The following is a 15,353-nucleotide window of genomic DNA, read 5'->3' on the forward strand; positions in this document are numbered from 1 at the left end:
GCGCGGGCGTTGCGCGGCGCGCCGACGCCGCGCATGGCCGGCAGCGCGTGCCGGGGCGACGGAACGAAAGCAGCGGCAGCATCGCGGCGTCTCCCGTTACATCGTGCGGGTGGCCGACTGCGCGAGCGTCAGCAGTTCGTCGAACTGCGTGATCAGCTCGAAGCACAGCAGGAACGCGAGCGTATAGGCCGGCGCGGGGAAGCGCCGGATTGTCGCCAGCACCTGCGGCGCGAAGCGCGAGCGGATCGCGTCGCGCGTCAGCAGCCATGCGATCGCGATGCCGATCGCGGCGCCGGCGATCAGGTCGGTCGGGTAGTGAAAGCCGAGATAGGCGCGCGGTACGCAGATGAACACGACCGCATACAGCAGCGCGAGCACGCCGACGCGGCGCGCGATGATGAAGATGCCGGTGGCGATCGCCATCCACAGCATCGCGTGATCGCTGGGAAACGAACTCCATGCCTGTAGCGTGGCCGCGCGCAGGGCTGCCGACGGGAAGTGCAGGTGCAGTTCGGGGTTGTAGATCGGCCGCACGCGGAACGGCAGCACCTGGGCGAGCAGCCGGCCGAACGCGAGCGCAATGAGCCCGCTCGCGATCGTCGCGACGACCAGCTCGCGCTGCCGCTCGCGGTTCGGGCCCGGCTGGAACCACAGCCAGCACAGCACGGGAATGAGCACGAAGCCCTTGAACGTGTACAAGCCCGCGATCACGCGGATCGCGTGATTCATCAGCGGTCCGAACGTGATGTGGGTGAGGAAGGTCTGGATCGTGGTATCGAAATTGTTCATGTCGTGCGATCCCGGCGGACGCCCGATGCATCGCGCGCGGCCGGCCGGATCTGGAAGCGCGCTCGCACCGGAGCGCAACGGGGGGCAAGTATGTCACCCGTTATTTCGAAGAAAATGCGAAAAAATACCGGGAATCCCCTGATGAAACGGGGCTGTGCGATGGGGCCGGATGGGCGGGCGCCGTGTGGCGGGGGGATCGGAATCGTCCGATATTTCCGCGTCGATGCGCGCGGCCATCGGAAAAATAATCGGTAGAACTGGACAGTCGCGCGGGCCGGTCTGGATCTTGCACCGGATGAGCGGTTCCCGCGCCGGATGCGCGCGAATCTGCCGGGTGGCGCGGCGTCATGCGTGCGCCGATCGAAAATAAAAGAAAAGGCGGGCAAGCCCTGTGGGGCTGCCCGCCATGTGCGTGCGGTGCGGAAATTCGGCGGCGCCGGATTCGTGCCGTGAGCGCCGGGCGGCCGCGGCGCCGTCAGCCGCGCCGGATGCCTTCGGGCAGTGCGCTGATGCGGCGCACTTCGGGCGAATCGAGCCACGCGCGCGACGTCGCGCAGTCGGCGAACATGTCGGTCGCATCCTCGCCCCAGAACAGGTCGCCGTCGAGTTCGAAGGTCGGCACGCCGAATACGCCGTGCGCGATCGCATCGTCGGTGTTCGCGCGCAGCGCGTCCTTGACCGGCTGGGCTTCGACGGCCGTCACGCCCTCGGGGAAACCGACGGCTTCGCACAGTGCGGCGAAGCCTTCCGGCGTCGACACGTCGTGGCCGTCGCGCCAGATATGCCGGAAGATCCGGCGGATCGCGTCGGGCGAACTGCCCATCGCGATCGCGAGACGCAGCGGCCTGATCGGATTGAACGGGTGCGCGGGCGGCATCCGGAACGCAATGCCGAGCTTGTCCGCGCGATATTGCGCGTGGCGATAGGTGAAGACGCGTTTCGCCGCGATCTCGGCCGGCGCTTTCTGGCCCCAGTGTGAAAGCAGTGCGCCGAGCACGATGGGCCGCGGCTCGAACGCGGCGGCGGCCGGCAACCGGTCGAACTGTTCCTGCTGCAGGTAGGCGAATGGCGACACGAAATCGAAATACCAGATGGCGGTGCGCGCGGCGTTCATGGTGGCTGCCCTCATGGGTGTCCGGTTGGCGGTGGCATGCGCGGCACGCCCGCAGGCGGCGCGCGATGCATGCATCGGCGGCCAGTGTCGCACGCGGCTGCCCTTTGCGTTGTTGCTGTAGCGCTGTTGCGTGGCGGGGCGCGCGCCGCCGGTCATGACGTTGTGTCGCCGTGGCCTGCTGCCGGCGCGAACTGCGCGAGGCTGTCACGTACGGCCGCCGCATCGTAGCGCGCGCCTGCGCCGCCGAGCGCCACGGTCGCCTTCTGCGCGAGCGGCAGCAGCATCGCGAGCGCTGCCGCCATGGCCGGTGCGGCGGCGAGCCGCGATTTCGGGCCCGACACGGTCAGCGCGCCGACACACTCGCCGGCCGCACCGAACACGGGTACGGACGCCGAAGCCGTCTCGGGGTCGCGCTCGCCGTACGACGCGGCCCAGAGTCGTTCGCGCACGTCGTGCCATTGCGCATCCTGCGTGTCGGTGAACGCCAGCAGCACTTTCCCGGACGCGCCCTGACGAACCGGAAATTCCTCGCCGACACGAATCGACACGCGCACCGCGCGGGCGGGCTCGACCCGGTACAGCACCGAGCGCATGTCGCCCTGGCGCACGTAGAACGACGCCGTTTCGCCGAGTTCGCGGCTGAGCGTTTCGAGCAGCGGCTCGACCACCGGGCCGACCCGGAACGAACGCTGGTACAGCGCGGCGAGCCGCAGCGGCTCGTGCCCGATCGCGTACTGGCCGTCGTCGAGCTTGCGCATGAAGCCACCATGCTCGAGCGCGGCGAGCAGGCGCAGGATCGTGCTCTTGTACAGCCCGGTGCGGCGCGACAGCTCCGCGAGCGACAGCCGGTCGTCGGTCTGCCCGAAGGCGCGGAGGATCGCGAACGCGCGATCGAGGACGGCGACGCCGCTGGACGCTTCTTCGGCCGGCGAATCGGGCTCGCTGCCGGCGTGATCGGTGTGAGTCGTAGGCACTGCCTGCTTCCTTCAGAGGATGATCGGTCGACTATATCGTTCTGCCTGACAGAACTCAAGTTCCAGAAAATCGCAATTTCACGGGTATACCCCGCTTACAGCGCATTCGACGCACGCTTAGAGTTCTATCAAGCAGAACGATGTTCTTTCAGATAGAACTATGGAGTATCAAATGAGCGTTTCCGAATATCCGAAGGTGCTGGTCAGCGAGGTCGGGCCGCGCGACGGCCTGCAGAGCATCCGGGCCGTGATGCCGACGGCCGGCAAGTTGCGCTGGATCACGGCGCTGGCCGCGGCCGGCTTGCGCGAGATCGAGGTCGGGTCGTTCGTGCCGGCGAGGCTGTTGCCGCAGATGGCCGACGTGCGTGAGGTCGTCGCGCATGCGCTGGCGATTCCCGGGCTGCATGTCGCCGCGCTCGCGCCGAACCTGCGCGGCGCCGAGGGCGCATTCGAAGCAGGCGTGCACAAGCTGACGCTGCCGGTATCGGTGACGGAGGCGCATTCGCTGGCGAATATCCGCAAGACGCCCGCGCAGATGATCGACGAGGTGCGCGCGATCGTCGCGCTGCGCGATGCGCGGTTCCCGTCGGTGCAGATCGAGGCGGGCGTGTCTGTCGCGTTCGGCTGCACGATCGCGGGCGCCGTCAGCGACGACGAGACGATCGCGATGGCCGCCGCGATGGCCGAATGCGGTGTCGACGAAATCGGCCTGTCCGACACGAGCGGCTATGCGAACCCGGCGCAGGTGCGCCGGCTGTTTGCCCGGCTGCGCCGGGAAGTCGGCGACAAGGCGGGCGGCGCGCATTTCCACAATACGCGCGGGCAGGGGCTCGCCAACGTCGTCGCGGCGCTCGACGCGGGCGTGACGACGATCGACGCGAGCCAGGGCGGCCTCGGCGGTTGTCCGTATGCGCCGGGTGCGACCGGCAACATCGTCACCGAGGATCTCGTGTTCCTGCTCGAATCGTCGGGATTCGACACGGGTATCGACGTCGACGCCCTGCTCGCTGCGCGCGCGATCCTGCACGCGGCGCTGCCGGCCGAGGCGTTGTACGGCCATGTGCCGGACGCCGGTTTGCCGAAGGGCTTCCGTTACGCGGACGGCCGTTCTCCAGCCGCGCCGCAACCGGAAGGATGCCTGGCGGGAGTCGCGCAATGAACGGCCGCCAACCCGCTTCGATGCTGCCGTACGCCGGCGTCCGCGTGATCGAGATGACGCACATGGTGATGGGCCCGACCTGCGGGATGCTGCTCGCGGATCTCGGCGCGGAAGTCATCAAGATCGAACCGATCGCCGGCGACAGCACGCGCGCGCTGCGCGGTTCGGGCGCGGGATTCTTCGGGATGTTCAACCGCAACAAGAAGAGCCTCGCGGTCGACGTGAAGGATCCGCGCGGGCTCGAGATCGTGCTGCGGCTCGTCGCGACGGCGGACGTGTTCAGCGAGAACTTCAAGAGCGGCACGATGGACCGGCTCGGCCTCGGTTATCCGGCGCTGCACTCGCTGAATCCGCGCATCGTGTACGTGTCGCACAAGGGTTTCCTGCCGGGGCCGTACGAGCATCGCACCGCGCTCGACGAGGTGGTGCAGATGATGGGCGGCCTCGCATACATGACCGGCCCGGAGGGGCGGCCGCTGCGCGCGGGCGCGAGCGTGAACGACATCATGGGCGGCATGTTCGGCGCGATCGGCGCGATGGCCGCGCTCGCGCAGCGCGAGCGCACCGGCCGCGGCCAGCAGGTGCAGAGTTCGCTGTTCGAAAACAACGTGTTCCTCGTGGCGCAGCACATGATGCAGTTCGCGGTGACGGGGCAGGCCGCATCGCCGATGCCGAGCCGGATTTCCGCGTGGGCCGTCTACGACGTGTTCTCCGTGAAGGACGGCGAGCAGATCTTTCTCGCGGTCGTGTCGGATACGCAGTGGGCGCTGTTCTGCGATGCGTTCGGGCTGGCTGCGCTGAAGGACGATGCGCGCCTCGCGACCAACAACCTGCGCGTGCAGGCGCGCGAGTGGCTGCTGCCCGAACTGCGCGCGCGGCTCGCGCCGCATTCGGCCGCGGAGATCGGCGCGATCTTCGAGTCGATCGGCCTGCCGTATGCACCGATCACCAGGCCGCAGGATCTGTTCGACGATCCGCACCTGCTGGCGACGGGCGGCCTCGCGGACGTGACTTTGCCGGCCGATGCGAGCAGCGCCGGGCGGCCGGTCGACACGCGCACCGCGCTGCTGCCGCTCACGCTCGCGGGCGAGCGCCTGCGGCTGCGCTCGGCGCCGCCGGCGCTCGGGCAAGACACGCGCGCGCTGCTTGGCGAACTCGGCTACACGCCGGACGAGGCGCGCGCGCTGATCGAAGCCGGCGTCGTGGCCGGGCGGCACGACGCGGACGGCGCGGCGGCGGGCGGCGCGCCGTCGCCGAACGAACTGGCGAGCGCGTAGCGCGGCCGCGATCCCCTGATCGAACAAAGGCGTCCCGACCGCGCCACGCGCGGGCGAGGATCGCCCTATCCACGGAGACAACCATGACATCCGCATTCCCGGCGCTGGCCGCCGATCGCGAGACCGATGCATCGATCGAGCAGCGGGCCGTGCGCAAGGCCGCATGGCGCTTCATCCCGCTGCTCGCGCTCGCGTATTTCTTCAATTACCTGGACCGCACGAGCGTCGGGTTCGCGGCGCTCACGATGAACCGCGATCTCGGGCTGACGGCGACGCAGTTCGGCTGGGGCGCGGGGATCATGTTCGCCGGCTACTGCGTGTTCGAGGTGCCGAGCAATCTCGCGCTGTACCGCTTCGGCGCGCGCCGCTGGCTCGCCCGCATCATGATCACGTGGGGCGTGATGGCGGCCGCGACCGCGCTTGCGACCGGGCCGACGAGTTTCTACGCGATCCGGTTGCTGCTCGGTATCGGGGAAGCCGGGTTCTTTCCGGGCGTGATCTTCTTCCTCGCCGTGTGGTTTCCGGCGAGCTACCGCACGCGGGTGCTGGCGTGGTTCACCGTGTCGACGCCGCTGTCGTCGCTGATCGGCGGGCCGCTGTCGACGTGGCTGCTGCAACTCGACGGCGCGCTCGGGCTGGCCGGCTGGAAATGGATGTTCATCGTCGAAGGGCTGCCGGCGTGCGCGCTCGGTTTTCTCGTGCTGAAGCTGCTGTCCGATTCGCCCGCGGATGCCGCGTGGCTGTCGAGCGACGAGCGTGCCGCGCTGCAGCGCGCGTTCGAGCGCGAAGGCGCGGCCGCCGGCCGCAAGAAGCGCTTCGGCGTCGCGCTGCGCGACGTGCGCGTGTACGTGCTCGCGCTGATCTCGTTCGGTTTCACGATGGGTTCTTACGGGATCGGCATCTGGCTGCCGCAGATGCTCAAGGCGCACGGCATGTCGACGATGCAGACGGGCTGGCTGTCCGCGGTGCCGTACTTCTTCGCGACCGTCGCGCTGCTGTGGTGGGCGAAGCGCGTGGACCGTCGCGGCGGCCCGGTCGCGAACCTGGCGATCGGGCTGTTCATCGGCGCGGTGGCGCTCGGCGTCTCGACGCACTTCCTGACGCTCGGCCCCGCACTCGCCGGCATCACGCTGGCGCTGGTCGGCACGATCGCCGGCCGCACGATCTTCTACACGCTGCCCTCGCGCTTCCTGTCCGGCCAGGCGGCGGCCGGCGGGCTTGCGCTGATCAACTCGATCGGCGCGCTCGGCGGCTTCGCCGGCCCTTATCTCGTCGGCTACCTGAAGGACGGCTTCGGCACCTTTACCGCCGGCATGCTCGGCCTCGCGATCGTGCTCGCGATCACGACGCTGCTGACGCTGTCGCTGTATGCGTTCGACCGGAGCGAATGACATGGACACGACGCTTTCGATCAAGCGGCGCCGGCTGCTCGGCGCGGCCGCCGCATCGCTCGCGCTGCCCGCGTTCGTCGAGACGCGCGCGGCGACCCAGGAGGGAGTTTCCCGCATGACGACGCAAAGCAACTATCTGGCGGTCCGCCCCGACTGGCTCGCGTCGGCGCTCGAACCCGTGCTCGAGCCCGACCTGCCGATCGTCGACGCGCATCATCATTTCTATGAGCGGCCGGGCTGGATCTACATGCTCGACGACTATCTGGAGGACGCGCGCTCGGGCCACAACCTCCAGGCGTCCGTCTACATGCAGGCGCAGACGCGCTATCGCGATGCGGGCCCGGTCGAACTGAAGCCGGCGGGCGAGACGGCCTACGTTGCCGGCGTGACCGAGCCGTTGCAGCAGCACGGCCGCCCGGCTGTCGCCAAAGGCATCGTTGGCCATGCGGACCTGCGTCTCGGCGAGCGCGTGCGCGAGGTGCTCGAAGCACATCTCGAAGCCGGGCGCGGGCGGTTTCGCGGCGTTCGTCACCTGACGACGTGGGATGCCGATCCGACGCTCGCCAATCCGCTATCGGCGGTGCCGCGCGGCATGCTGCTCGATTCCGCGTACCGGGCGGGCGTCGCGCAGCTCGCGCCGCTCGGGCTGTCGTACGACGCGTGGCTGTTCTTTCCCCAGCTACCTGAACTGTTCGAGCTCGCGAAGGCGAATCCCGATACGCGCATCATCGTCAATCACTGCGGCGGCGTCGTACGGATCGCGAGTTATGCCGACAAGCGGCCGGAGGTGTTCGAGCGCTGGTCGGCGTCGATGCGCGCGCTCGCGCAGTTGCCGAACGTGTACGTGAAGGTCGGCGGGCTCGGGATGCGCATCAACGGTTTCGATTTCGAGAAAGGTGCGCGGCCGCCGTCTTCCGTGCAACTCGCCGACGCGTGGAAGCCGTGGATGATGACCTGCATCGACGCGTTCGGCCCCGAGCGCTGCATGTTCGAGAGCAATTTTCCGGTCGACAAGGGCTCGTATTCGTTCGTGAACGGCTGGAATGCGTTCAAGCGCCTGACGGCGCAGGCAAGCCCGGACGAGCGCGACGCGCTGTTCCGCGGCACGGTCACGCGGGCTTACCGGCTCGGCTGACGCGCGTCGCGACGACAGGCCCGGCGCTTGCTCACTCCGCTTCCACCAGCGCCGCCAGCCTCGCCAGCGCCATTTGCCAGCCGGTTTCGTTGTCGGCGACCGGCACGCCGGGCGGCACCCCGTCGTGCACGGCGTCCACGCGCGTGCCGCCCGCTTCGTCGGACAGCGTGATCGTGATCGTCATGGCGCCGCGCAGCATCGGATCGTCGGTTTCGAACACGTCGATCTCGACGATCTGCTCGTCCGGCACGAGCGTGACGAAGCGGCCGTGATAGGTATCGGTGCGCGCGGTGGTCTTGCCGGTGCCGGCCGACGGTGCGTCATAGCTCAGCGACACGCGCAGCGCGCCGCCTTCGCGCGCGTCGTACGCATGCACGCGGCACGTCATGCCGTCGGGCACCTTCCATTGTTCGACTGCGTGCGGATCGAGCAGCGCGCGGTAGACGCGCCCGCGCGGGGCGTTCAGGTGCCGGCTGACCCGGGTCGAATGCGTGTGCGTGTGCAACATGTCGCCTCCCGCGGAGCGCGCGCGACGGTGCACGCCGGCGGCCGGCGTGTCGTCGCGCTTCCTTCAGGAATCCTAGGCGCGCACGAGGCGGCATGCAATGATCGCGCACCCGGCCGCGCTCAGCGCAGCGCGGCCGCGAAGGCGTCGAGCTGCGTGATGCAGGTGTTCCAGCCCTCGAAGAAGCCGAGCGCTTCATGGCGCTCGCGCGTGGCGGCGTCCGGATGCATCACGCGCGCCTCGTAGCGGCTGCCCGCATCGTCGTCGGCCATCGTGATGACTGCCGTGAACCCCATCCACGGCACTTGCGGCCGCCAGCCGCCCGCGAGCATCGACGTGAACGCGATGCGCGATTCGGGCACGATTTCGAGGAAGCAGCCGGGGTTGTCGCTCGTGCCGCCGTCGGGGCCGCGCATGAACGTGTGGAAAGCGCCGCCCGGACGCAGGTCGAATGCGCGCACTTCGGTGGTCCACGGTTTCGGGCACCACCATTCCTTCAGCAGTTCGGGGTCGGTCCACGCACGCCACAGCGCGTGGCGCGGCGCGTGCAACGTGCGCGTGATGACGAGATCGTGGGCTTCAGCGGGGTCGACGGGGCTGGCTGACATCGTGCTCCTCCTGGTGACGGCGTTCGACGAATTCGACGAGACGATCGGATCGTGCTTCCCACAGCGCGCGTTGCGCGGCGAGCCATGCCTCGGCCTCGGCGAGCCGGCTGCCGACCAGTGTGCAGGTGCGCGAGCGGCCGGATTTCCGGGTCTGCACGAGGCCGCTGCGCTCGAGCACGGCCACGTGCTTCATGAACGACGGCAGCGCCATGTCGAACGGCTCGGCCAGTGCGGAGACGGTCCGCTCGCCCTGGCCGAGCGCGCCGACGATCGCGCAGCGCGTCGGATCGGCGAGGGCGTGGAAGACGTCGCTGATGCCGGGTTGAAAGTTAGCCATGTGGCTAAGTGTAGGCAATGCGAACGGCGATGCAACGGAAATTTTCGTCGCGTAGGATGATGGGGCGGTAACACGCGCCGACCGGGCGCGGTATCGCCGCATGCCTGCTGCCGTTGCGCGAGCCGCGACGATCGGCCGGTGTTCTTTCCGATCCGGCCGCCCGCCGAACCCGTGCGGGCGGCCCACCTGATTACGGGGATGGCATGACCGAATCCGTTACCGTCCGCCGCGTCGACGCGGGCGAAGCGATGACCTGCGTCGATGCGCTGGCCGACGTGCTGATCGATTGCGTCGAGGGCGGCGCGTCCGTCAGCTTCATGTTGCCGATCGGGCGGCCGACCGCCGTCGCGTTCTGGACCCACGTCGCCCACGGCGTCGCGAACGGCGAGCGCATCCTGCTCGTTGCCGAGGACGCGGCCGGCCGGATCGTCGGCACCGTGCAGGTCGTGACCGCGCAGCCGGAGAACCAGCCGCATCGCGCGGATATCGCGAAGATGCTCGTGTCGCGGCACGCGCGCCGGCAGGGCATCGCCGGGCGGCTGATGGCGGCGGCCGACGCGGCCGCGCGCGACGCCGGCAAGACCGTGCTCGTGCTCGATACCGTGACGGGCGGCGACGCCGAGCGGCTGTACGAGCGGGCCGGCTGGCAGCGCGTCGGCGTCGTGCCGAACTATGCGTTGATGCCCGACGGCACGCCCTGCGCGACGACGGTTTTCCACAAGCAACTCGCGTAACGGGGCGCGCGATGCAGCCCGTCGCTCCCGCGCTCCTGTTCCTTACGCTCGCGGCCGGTCTCGTCGCGCTGCTCGCGCCTGCGTGGCTCGCGGCCGCGTGGCGACGCCGCACGCAGGTGCCGCTTCGCGTGTTTTTCTACGGGATGCTGACCTTCTTCGTGTTCCAGCCGGTACTGCGCATGTCGTGGCAGATTCCGCTGTACCGCTGGCTTGCTCACGACCCGCGCTGGCACCTGCCGATGCTCGTGTTCGCGGCATTGACGGCCGGGCTCTTCGAGGAATGCGGGCGCTGGGTCGCCTTCCGATATCTGCTGCCGAAGCGGCATGATGCGCCGACGGCCGTGATGCTCGGGCTCGGGCACGGCGGACTGGAGGCGATGCTGCTGGTCGGCGTCGGGTTTCTCGCGCTCGGCACGGCTTATCTGCTCGCGCACGCGGGTGTCGTGGTGCCTGAGGGCGTGCAGTCGCTGGTCGGGTCGCAGTTCGCGGGCATGACGCTCGCGTCGCCCGTTCTCGCGTTGCTCGAGCGCACGAGCGCGCTGGCCGCGCATGTGGGGCTGTCGCTGATCGTGCTGCAGACGTTCGTGCGCGGAACGAAGCGTTGGCTGGTGTATGCGATTGCGCTTCATTTCGTGTTCGACCTCGTTGTCGTGCTGCTGACGCGGTACTGGCATGTCGATACGGTGCTGGTCGAGGCGACCCTGTTCGTGTGCAGTGCCGTGCTCCTGTTGCTGGGCATTCGCTGGAGCCGCCGGGCGGCGGGTGCCGGAGGCGCGAGCACGGGGCACGTCGCGTGACGGGCAGGGAGCGTGTCAGCCGTTTGCAGCGGGTTCGGCCGCTGGATGGCCGGCGCATCTGATTATCCAGGCGGCATCAGCGGGTAAAAGGTCCCGGGTTCGACGAAACGGCAGATCGCAATGGCAAGCGCCGGAATGTCTCCCCGGTCGCGGCGAGCGCAGGGGCCCGGGGCGACCGGGCTCCATCCGGGAATCAGGCAGGGCCGGAGACGTCGCCAGTCCGATATAGTCACGCAGGAAGATTTCAGCAGCACGCCCCGGAACCCCCGCCTCGATGAAACGCTCCCATATCGTCTACGCCCTCACGGGCCTGCTCGTCGCGCTGCCGATTGCCGCGTATGCGCTGGTCAAGCCGCTGCGCGTCGTCGCGCCCGCGCTGGTTCCCGGCGTGTCGTGCCCGAGCGCCGATATCTGCACGGACGATGCCGCGAGGCTCGGCGACGCACGGCAGCTCTATCGCGACGGTTATGCACGCGCGGCGGCAGCCGTCGGTGCGTTCCGGGAGGCGCCGCGCGTCGTGTTCTGTTCGACCCGCGCGTGCGCCGATGCATTCGGCCTCGGCCAGCGCGCGGCGCTGACACTCGGGAATTTCGGCGTGGTTGTCGCACCGCGCGGCTGGCAGACCTACTTTCTCGCGCACGAGCTGATCCATCACCGCCAGGCGGAAGTGCTCGGCAACCTGGCCGTCGTGACCAAGCCGCGCTGGCTGATCGAAGGGATGGCGTATTCGCTCAGCGACGATCCGCGCCATCCGCTGGCGGAGCCGTTCGAAGCGTGGCGCACGCGTTTCGGCGCATGGCATGCGGCGCTGGGCGGGCAGCCGCTGTGGGAGGCCGCGCGGGCGGTCGAATAGCGGGGCAAGGGCGCCGAGCGCGCCGTCTTGCCCCGCCGTCTGCCCGTCATGCCGGCGCGACCGGATCGTCGCGCCCGGCGGTGAGCGCGTCCCGCCCCGCCGCGAGGATTTCGTCGGCCAGCGCGGGCTCGGTGCCGGCGATCGCGCGCGACAGCACGAGCGCGCCGACCATCTGGCTGAAGACGGCGATCGCGTCGCGACGCGTCTGCGCCGGTGTCCCGCCTTCGACGGCCACCATCCGTTCCAGCCGGTCGAGATACGTGGCGAGGCCGTGCGCGTAGCACGCGCGCGCCGCATCGGTCAGTCGCGGCGCATCGCCCGCGAAACCGGACAGCGGGCACCCGGCCTCGACGTTGTCGCGATGCGCGGCCGACAGATACGACGCCACCTGCGCGTCGAGACTGCCGGCGTTCGGCGAATCCGCGCGGTCCTGCATGGCCTTTTCCATCACCTCGGCAACCAGCGCGTCTTTCGACTTGAAGTGGTTGTAGAAGCCGCCCTGCGTGAAGCCGGCTTCCTTCATCAGCTCCGTGAGTCCGACCGCGTCGACGCCGCGCACGCGGAACAGCCGCTCGGCGGCCGCGACAATCGCGCTCCGGTTCTCGGCAGCCTGCTGTCTTGAAACGCCCATCGATCCCTCCCTGATTTTTTTGCCGATCGCGTCGATTGAAAATCACAATGGCGACCACCATTGACATGAGCGGATTGCGTGAACACAATGCACGACAAAGACAATGGTGATCGACATTGACATCGAGTGTAGCCGACTTGGCGGAGGGTGCAAAGCCGCTGCCGGAACGGCCGATGGCAATCGATCGGCGTCTTGGGCGCCGCCGGGGCACGTGTATCGGGCAACGGGCGGCTCGCCGTCTGCCGGCGGCGTACCGGTTCGGAACGCAATGGCAGCCTGGTTTTTCACCGGATCTCACGCGCGCGGCGAGCCGGCGCGCATGCGATTCATCATGCGAAAGGAAGCGTCATGAAGATCGAAGGTGCAGTGGTGTTCGTCACGGGTGCGAATCGCGGGCTCGGGCTCGAGTTCGCGAAGCAGGCGCTTGCGAGAGGGGCGCGCAAGGTCTATGCGGCGGCGCGCGATCCGGCCACCGTGACGCTGCCGGGCGTCGTGCCGGTGAAACTCGACGTGACCGATCCGGCGGCCGTCGCGGCGGCCGCCGACGCGGCGCGCGACGTCACGCTGCTGATCAACAACGCGGGCATCGCGCGACTCGGCAGCCTGACGGACGACGGTGCGACCGACGCATTGCGCGACCATTTCGAAACCAACGTGTTCGGGATGCTGGCGATGTCGCGCGCGTTCGCGGGCATCCTCGCCGGCCATGGCGGCGGCGCGATCCTGAACATCCTGTCCGTCGCGAGCTGGGTGAACCGGCCGATCCTGTCGGGCTACGGCGTGTCGAAATCGGCCGCGTGGGCGCTGACCAACGGGCTGCGCCATTCGCTGCGCGAGCAGCGCACGCAGGTCGTCGGGCTGCATGCCGGCTTCATCGATACCGATCTGACGGCCGGCCTCGACGTGCCGAAGGCGACGCCGGCCGACGTCGTGCGCCAGGCGTACGAAGCGATCGAAGCAGGGGAAGAAGAAGTGTCGACCGACGAGTTCACGCGGCAGGTGAAGGCCACGCTGTCGTCGGGCGTCTATCTGGAAGAACCGGCGCCGCGTTGACGCCGCCGGAACCTCGAACCCGCCTCCCGCGCCGCGTATGCGGTACGGGCGGCGGGTCGGGCCGTCAGGCCGTGGTGTCGATGATGCCCGGGATCTTCACGTCCGGGTTCACGTCCGCGTCGTAGTCGACGCCGGCGATCTCGAAGCCGAACAGCCGCAGGAACTCGGTCTTGTAGCCGGCGAAGTCGGTCAGCTCGTACAGGTTGTCGTTCGTCACGTGGTTCCACTGCGCGACGACCTTCGCCTGCACCTGCGGATCGAGCTCCTTGTAATCCGCGCGCAGGCGGCCTTCTTCGTCGACGTGCGGCGTCGCACCGTACAGGCTGTCCTTGAACAGCCCGTACACCTGCTCGATGCAGCCTTCGTGCGTGCCGGTTTCCTTCATCGTCTTGAACAGCAGCGACAGGTACAGCGGCATCATCGGGATCGCCGAGCTCGCCTGCGTGACGACGGCCTTCAGCACCGACACGCGCGCATCGCCGCCGTGCGCGGCCAGCTTGTCGCGGATCGACAGCACCTTCTTGTCGAGATCCTTCTTCGCTTCGCCGATCGAGCCGTTCCAGTAGATGTCGTGCGTGATCTGCTCGCCGAGATACGTGAACGCGGTCGTCTTCGCGCCGTCGGCCAGCACGCCGGCTTCATCGAGCGCGTCGATCCACATCTGCCAGTCCTCGCCGCCCATCACGGCGACGGTGCCGTCGATCTCTTCCTGCGTCGCCGGTTCCAGCGCGACGTCGCGGATCACTTCCTTGTCGGTGTCGAGGCCGCGGAACGTGACCGTCTTGCCGATCGGCTTGAGCGTCGAGCTGATGGTTTCGCCCGTCTTCGGATGCGTGCGGCGCGGCGCCGCGAGGCTGTAGACGACGAGATCGACCTTGCCGAGATCCTGCTTGATGGTGTCGATCGTGACCTGCTTGACCTTGTCGGAGAATGCGTCGCCGTTGATGCTGCGCGCATAGACCCCTTTTTCGGCGGCGAATTTCTCGAACGCGGCGCTGTTGTACCAGCCGGCCGTGCCTGGCTTCGTTTCGCTGCCGGCGCGCTCGAAGAACACGCCGAGCGTGTCCGCGCCCGAGCCGAATGCGGCCGAGATCCGGGCGGCGAGGCCGTAGCCGGTCGACGCGCCGATCACGAGCACCTTTTTCGGGCCGTTGGCGATCGGGCCGTGCGAAGTCACGTAGTCGATCTGTTCCTTGACGTTGGCTTCACAGCCGACCGGATGAGTCGTCACGCAGATGAAGCCACGCACGCGCGGTTTGATGATCATGGAAACCCTCTAGTCAGAAAGGCAGAAACGGCCTGAAATCGGAAAAATCCCGCGCATTGTAATGGAAGCGGCCGATCGCGGGCGGGCGCGGCCGGAACCTGGCGGATCGTCCGGTTATTTCTCTCTTGACAGAAATAACTGAAATGCCTAAATTTCACGCCATGGAACTCACACCGATTGCCGAACGATTCATTCTCCACTGGGGCGAAATGGGCTCGCGGTGGGGCGTCAACCGCACCGTCTCGCAGATCCACGCGCTGCTGTATCTGGCCGGCCGGCCGGTCGCGGCCGACGAGATCGCCGAGACGCTCAACGTCGCGCGCTCCAACGTCAGCACGAGCCTGAAGGAGCTGCAGGCATGGCGGCTCGCGAAGGTCGTGCATGTGCTGGGCGACCGCCGCGACCACTTCGAGACGTCGACCGACATCTGGGAACTGTTCAAGCTGATCGTCGAAGGGCGGCGGCAGCGCGAGATCGAGCCGACGCTCACGGTGCTGCGCGATTGCCTGACGAATCCGGAGATCGCGAATGAGAGCCGCGAGACCGAGCAGCGCATCCGCGACACGCTGCAGTTCGTCGAGACGCTCACGACCTGGTCGGACGAGATGCTGCGGCTCAAGCCCGATACGCTGATGAAGGCGCTCGGCATCGGCGCGAAGATCAGCCAGACGGTCAGGCGCAAGCCGTCGAAGTAAGCGTTACGCGCAGTGCGGGCAGGCAGCCCGCTTT

General features: G+C 68.3%; 17 protein-coding genes. 9 read left to right on the forward strand and 8 right to left on the reverse strand.

The genetic code is table 11. From position 1 onward, the window contains the following. Positions 1-96: 96 nt before the first annotated feature. The 3 genes from ACTJLD_RS17325 to ACTJLD_RS17335 all read right to left on the reverse strand — a co-directional run bounded on the left by ACTJLD_RS17325 (position 97) and on the right by ACTJLD_RS17335 (position 2,877). A complete protein-coding gene (locus ACTJLD_RS17325) occupies positions 97-789 on the reverse strand; it encodes a phosphatase PAP2 family protein (RefSeq protein ID WP_226150614.1) in 693 nt (230 codons plus the stop codon). 475 nt (positions 790-1,264) lie between these two features. Then, on the reverse strand, positions 1,265-1,903 hold the full coding sequence (locus ACTJLD_RS17330; RefSeq protein ID WP_440659390.1) for a 2-hydroxychromene-2-carboxylate isomerase: 639 nt from the start codon (positions 1,901-1,903) through the stop codon (positions 1,265-1,267). Between the two features lie 152 nt (positions 1,904-2,055). Then, positions 2,056-2,877, reverse strand: a complete 822-nt coding sequence (locus ACTJLD_RS17335) for an IclR family transcriptional regulator (protein ID WP_440659355.1) — start codon at positions 2,875-2,877, stop codon at positions 2,056-2,058. A gap of 172 nt (positions 2,878-3,049) precedes the next feature. Between ACTJLD_RS17335 and ACTJLD_RS17340 the strand changes: the two genes are divergently transcribed. The 4 genes from ACTJLD_RS17340 to ACTJLD_RS17355 all read left to right on the forward strand — a co-directional run bounded on the left by ACTJLD_RS17340 (position 3,050) and on the right by ACTJLD_RS17355 (position 7,839). Then, positions 3,050-4,036 (forward strand): hydroxymethylglutaryl-CoA lyase, encoded by a 987-nt coding sequence (locus ACTJLD_RS17340; protein WP_060372876.1) that lies wholly within the window; start codon positions 3,050-3,052, stop codon positions 4,034-4,036. Continuing rightward, entirely contained in the window at positions 4,033-5,313 is a 1,281-nt protein-coding gene (locus ACTJLD_RS17345) for a CaiB/BaiF CoA transferase family protein (RefSeq protein ID WP_048023531.1), read from the forward strand. The genes ACTJLD_RS17340 and ACTJLD_RS17345 overlap by 4 nt, the downstream gene beginning before the upstream one ends. An 83-nt stretch (positions 5,314-5,396) precedes the next feature. After that, positions 5,397-6,704 (forward strand): MFS transporter, encoded by a 1,308-nt coding sequence (locus tag ACTJLD_RS17350; RefSeq protein ID WP_059699828.1) that lies wholly within the window; start codon positions 5,397-5,399, stop codon positions 6,702-6,704. Between the two features lies 1 nt (position 6,705). After that, the gene (locus ACTJLD_RS17355) at positions 6,706-7,839 is read left to right on the forward strand and encodes an amidohydrolase family protein (RefSeq protein WP_440659356.1); all 1,134 of its coding nucleotides are present in this window, start codon (positions 6,706-6,708) and stop codon (positions 7,837-7,839) included. 31 nt (positions 7,840-7,870) lie between these two features. Here the strand turns inward: ACTJLD_RS17355 and ACTJLD_RS17360 are convergent, their stop codons facing one another. The 3 genes from ACTJLD_RS17360 to ACTJLD_RS17370 form a co-directional block, all read right to left on the reverse strand. After that, positions 7,871-8,347 (reverse strand): SRPBCC family protein, encoded by a 477-nt coding sequence (locus tag ACTJLD_RS17360; RefSeq protein WP_027790383.1) that lies wholly within the window; start codon positions 8,345-8,347, stop codon positions 7,871-7,873. A 119-nt stretch (positions 8,348-8,466) separates the two neighbouring features. Continuing rightward, positions 8,467-8,952, reverse strand: a complete 486-nt coding sequence (locus tag ACTJLD_RS17365) for an SRPBCC family protein (protein WP_060173999.1) — start codon at positions 8,950-8,952, stop codon at positions 8,467-8,469. Next, complete coding sequence (locus tag ACTJLD_RS17370) at positions 8,924-9,289, reverse strand: ArsR/SmtB family transcription factor (protein WP_048023525.1); 366 nt, start codon at positions 9,287-9,289, stop codon at positions 8,924-8,926. Before ACTJLD_RS17370 ends, ACTJLD_RS17365 begins: the two co-directional genes overlap by 29 nt. 203 nt (positions 9,290-9,492) lie before the next feature. On the opposite strand from ACTJLD_RS17370, the gene ACTJLD_RS17375 reads away from it, so the two are divergent. From ACTJLD_RS17375 to ACTJLD_RS17385, 3 genes are all read left to right on the forward strand, one after another. Next, positions 9,493-10,023: a GNAT family N-acetyltransferase gene (locus ACTJLD_RS17375; protein ID WP_059699822.1), complete on the forward strand. Its 531-nt coding sequence runs from the start codon at positions 9,493-9,495 to the stop codon at positions 10,021-10,023. A gap of 11 nt (positions 10,024-10,034) precedes the next feature. Then, the gene (locus ACTJLD_RS17380) at positions 10,035-10,820 is read left to right on the forward strand and encodes a YhfC family intramembrane metalloprotease (RefSeq protein WP_060315686.1); all 786 of its coding nucleotides are present in this window, start codon (positions 10,035-10,037) and stop codon (positions 10,818-10,820) included. Positions 10,821-11,094: 274 nt separating this feature from the next. Beyond that, a complete protein-coding gene (locus ACTJLD_RS17385; protein ID WP_027790388.1) occupies positions 11,095-11,673 on the forward strand; it encodes a membrane protein in 579 nt (192 codons plus the stop codon). Positions 11,674-11,719: 46 nt separating this feature from the next. Here ACTJLD_RS17385 and ACTJLD_RS17390 read toward each other — a convergent pair whose 3' ends face one another. Further along, complete coding sequence (locus ACTJLD_RS17390; RefSeq protein ID WP_059621826.1) at positions 11,720-12,304, reverse strand: TetR/AcrR family transcriptional regulator; 585 nt, start codon at positions 12,302-12,304, stop codon at positions 11,720-11,722. A 348-nt stretch (positions 12,305-12,652) separates the two neighbouring features. Between ACTJLD_RS17390 and ACTJLD_RS17395 the strand changes: the two genes are divergently transcribed. After that, positions 12,653-13,357 (forward strand): SDR family oxidoreductase, encoded by a 705-nt coding sequence (locus ACTJLD_RS17395; protein ID WP_048023522.1) that lies wholly within the window; start codon positions 12,653-12,655, stop codon positions 13,355-13,357. 64 nt (positions 13,358-13,421) lie between these two features. Here the strand turns inward: ACTJLD_RS17395 and fabV are convergent, their stop codons facing one another. Beyond that, positions 13,422-14,624, reverse strand: a complete 1,203-nt coding sequence (gene fabV, locus ACTJLD_RS17400) for an enoyl-ACP reductase FabV (protein ID WP_440659357.1) — start codon at positions 14,622-14,624, stop codon at positions 13,422-13,424. A 161-nt stretch (positions 14,625-14,785) separates the two neighbouring features. Here fabV and ACTJLD_RS17405 point away from each other — a divergent pair, with 161 nt between their 5' ends. After that, positions 14,786-15,319, forward strand: coding sequence for a GbsR/MarR family transcriptional regulator (locus ACTJLD_RS17405; RefSeq protein WP_006480371.1), 534 nt, complete (start codon positions 14,786-14,788; stop codon positions 15,317-15,319). The last annotated feature ends 34 nt before the right edge of the window (positions 15,320-15,353 follow it).

Origin of the sequence: Burkholderia sp. 22088, from assembly GCF_052045915.1 — a bacterium.
GTDB lineage: Bacteria > Pseudomonadota > Gammaproteobacteria > Burkholderiales > Burkholderiaceae > Burkholderia > Burkholderia cepacia.

Excerpts from the sequence above, each read along its gene's own strand:
- ACTJLD_RS17325 (WP_226150614.1), bottom strand. The coding sequence starts at position 789 with ATGAACAATTTCGATACCACGATCCAGACCTTCCTCACCCACATCACG.
- ACTJLD_RS17345 (WP_048023531.1), top strand. The coding sequence starts at position 4,033 with ATGAACGGCCGCCAACCCGCTTCGATGCTGCCGTACGCCGGCGTCCGC.
- ACTJLD_RS17365 (WP_060173999.1), bottom strand. The coding sequence starts at position 8,952 with ATGTCAGCCAGCCCCGTCGACCCCGCTGAAGCCCACGATCTCGTCATC.
- ACTJLD_RS17330 (WP_440659390.1), bottom strand. The coding sequence starts at position 1,903 with ATGAACGCCGCGCGCACCGCCATCTGGTATTTCGATTTCGTGTCGCCA.
- fabV (WP_440659357.1), bottom strand. The coding sequence starts at position 14,624 with ATGATCATCAAACCGCGCGTGCGTGGCTTCATCTGCGTGACGACTCAT.
- ACTJLD_RS17360 (WP_027790383.1), bottom strand. The coding sequence starts at position 8,347 with ATGTTGCACACGCACACGCATTCGACCCGGGTCAGCCGGCACCTGAAC.
- ACTJLD_RS17355 (WP_440659356.1), top strand. The coding sequence starts at position 6,706 with ATGGACACGACGCTTTCGATCAAGCGGCGCCGGCTGCTCGGCGCGGCC.
- ACTJLD_RS17385 (WP_027790388.1), top strand. The coding sequence starts at position 11,095 with ATGAAACGCTCCCATATCGTCTACGCCCTCACGGGCCTGCTCGTCGCG.
- ACTJLD_RS17370 (WP_048023525.1), bottom strand. The coding sequence starts at position 9,289 with ATGGCTAACTTTCAACCCGGCATCAGCGACGTCTTCCACGCCCTCGCC.
- ACTJLD_RS17395 (WP_048023522.1), top strand. The coding sequence starts at position 12,653 with ATGAAGATCGAAGGTGCAGTGGTGTTCGTCACGGGTGCGAATCGCGGG.
- ACTJLD_RS17340 (WP_060372876.1), top strand. The coding sequence starts at position 3,050 with ATGAGCGTTTCCGAATATCCGAAGGTGCTGGTCAGCGAGGTCGGGCCG.
- ACTJLD_RS17375 (WP_059699822.1), top strand. The coding sequence starts at position 9,493 with ATGACCGAATCCGTTACCGTCCGCCGCGTCGACGCGGGCGAAGCGATG.
- ACTJLD_RS17390 (WP_059621826.1), bottom strand. The coding sequence starts at position 12,304 with ATGGGCGTTTCAAGACAGCAGGCTGCCGAGAACCGGAGCGCGATTGTC.
- ACTJLD_RS17405 (WP_006480371.1), top strand. The coding sequence starts at position 14,786 with ATGGAACTCACACCGATTGCCGAACGATTCATTCTCCACTGGGGCGAA.
- ACTJLD_RS17380 (WP_060315686.1), top strand. The coding sequence starts at position 10,035 with ATGCAGCCCGTCGCTCCCGCGCTCCTGTTCCTTACGCTCGCGGCCGGT.
- ACTJLD_RS17350 (WP_059699828.1), top strand. The coding sequence starts at position 5,397 with ATGACATCCGCATTCCCGGCGCTGGCCGCCGATCGCGAGACCGATGCA.